The sequence below is a fragment of the Paraclostridium benzoelyticum genome (genome assembly GCF_001006285.1).
Lineage (GTDB): Bacteria > Bacillota > Clostridia > Peptostreptococcales > Peptostreptococcaceae > Paraclostridium > Paraclostridium benzoelyticum.
The window spans coordinates 1-1,870 of the sequence record NZ_LBBT01000144.1 but is presented as its reverse complement, the minus strand read 5'-3'; the positions used below and the strand labels follow the sequence as shown (position 1 = coordinate 1,870).

At 27.5% G+C, this 1,870-nt stretch carries 2 protein-coding genes; one reads left to right on the top strand and one right to left on the bottom strand.

Annotated features, from left to right (window positions below):
• Positions 1 to 287: 287 nt before the first annotated feature.
• On the bottom strand, positions 288 to 617 hold the full coding sequence (locus VN21_RS06635; RefSeq protein WP_046822563.1) for a hypothetical protein: 330 nt from the start codon (positions 615 to 617) through the stop codon (positions 288 to 290).
• A 151-nt stretch (positions 618 to 768) separates the two neighbouring features.
• Here VN21_RS06635 and VN21_RS06630 point away from each other — a divergent pair, with 151 nt between their 5' ends.
• Positions 769 to 1,731: a calcium/sodium antiporter gene (locus tag VN21_RS06630; protein WP_046822562.1), complete on the top strand. Its 963-nt coding sequence runs from the start codon at positions 769 to 771 to the stop codon at positions 1,729 to 1,731.
• The last annotated feature ends 139 nt before the right edge of the window (positions 1,732 to 1,870 follow it).

Sequence of the window (1,870 nt, the reverse complement as noted above, 5' to 3'; positions counted from 1 at the left end):
TCCGATAATCCATCGTATACAAACGTCTAATCCCATTGATATCCATACACACTCAATATCTAAATTTGTAAAATATACAATTATAACCGTAATCGGAACTCTTATTCCCCATAACATCCCCCAAATAATAAATTCAAATTATAATAAACATTATATCAATATACATTGTTTATGTACTCGTAGAGTTAAATTTATATTTAAAATTTAATTATTAAAAAAATAAATATACCAAAAATAAATTAACACATAATATTTACGTATTAATTGTTTTTGATATATTTTAAAACTCAACTATGGTTATTTTCTTTAATACCTCTTCTATATCTTCTATAATTCATCATGTCTATAGCAACAAAGCTAGCTCCTACTCCTATCATTATTGCTCCTGGTATATTACCTGTTATAACTCCTACTAAAACTCCTATTAGTGCTCCTGTTGTTATATATATAGCAATTTTAGCAAATTTATTAAACTTTAAAGGTATATAAACTGCCATTCTAGTGTATAAGAAAGCTCCTACTATTAAACCTACCACTGATAATATTATGGTTTCTTGCATATTTCCTAAAGTCAGTCCTAGTCCTAATCCTATTAGAATACATCCAAGGGTTACCATCACAACTCTCCTTTTCCTTTTTTTATATTATATTCTTGTACATTTCAAAAGTTGCTAAATTTCAATATATAATTTATGCAAGTATTTTACATTCGTATTTGGTATGATATACTATTTCTTATGATAATTTAGTTTCAAAAGGAGGTTTTTTATGTCATTTTTAATTTTAATAATAGGATTTGCACTTCTTATAAAAGGAGCTGACATATTTGTAGAAGGTGCATCTTCTATAGCTAAGAGGTTTAATGTGCCTCCTATGCTTATAGGTCTTACTATTGTTGCAATGGGGACAAGTGCTCCTGAGGCTGCCGTAAGTATATCATCTTCTCTTGCAGGTCAAAATGATATGAGTATAGCTAATGTGGTCGGATCTAACTTTTTTAATATACTTATTGTGTTAGGTGTATCTGCTATAATTGCAAAGTTACCTGTTGAAAAAAATACAATAAAAAAAGACACCCCTTTTTTAGTATTTATAAGTGCATTACTTATTATTTTTGGTTTTAATTTTAAGATAAGTAGATTTGATGGTTTAGTTTTATTGTTATTATTTGTATTTTTCTTAGTAAATATGATTAAATCAAATCTAGGTCAACAAAACTCGGATATGTCAGCTGGTGAAAGCGCTATAGCTATAGAAGCTGTAGAGGCCACTGAATCTGAAGTTTCATCTTTGCCTAAAACTATAGTAATTTGTTTGATAGGTATTGTTGGTATAGTATGGGGTGGTGATTTAGTAGTAGATTCTGCAACTAAAATTGCAACTGCTTTTGGTATGAGTTCAAACTTAGTTGGTCTTACTATTGTTGCTATGGGTACATCTTTGCCAGAATTTGTAACATCTGTTATAGCTGTTAGAAAAGGTGAAACAGAAATTGCAATAGGAAATGTAATAGGGTCTAATATATTTAATATTTTATTAGTCTTAGGTCTAGCAGCTTTAATTCATCCTATGACTATTAGTATGTTTGCTTTAATTGATACTATATTCATGACTTTAATAACAGCGTTGCTTTATATATTTATGAAGAAAAACAATTGTTTAAATAAGGTACATGGTTTTATATTTATTGCTATATATGTAGCTTATATGGCTTATACTATAATCCGTTAAAAAAATAAAAAAGAATGCAAATTACATTGCATTCTTTTTTATTTCTCTAAGTTTTTAACACTTTTTATTTTTAACTTTTCTATTATTCTAAAACTTAAAGGATATTTAAATTCTTTATGCCTGTAATATTGTATAATTG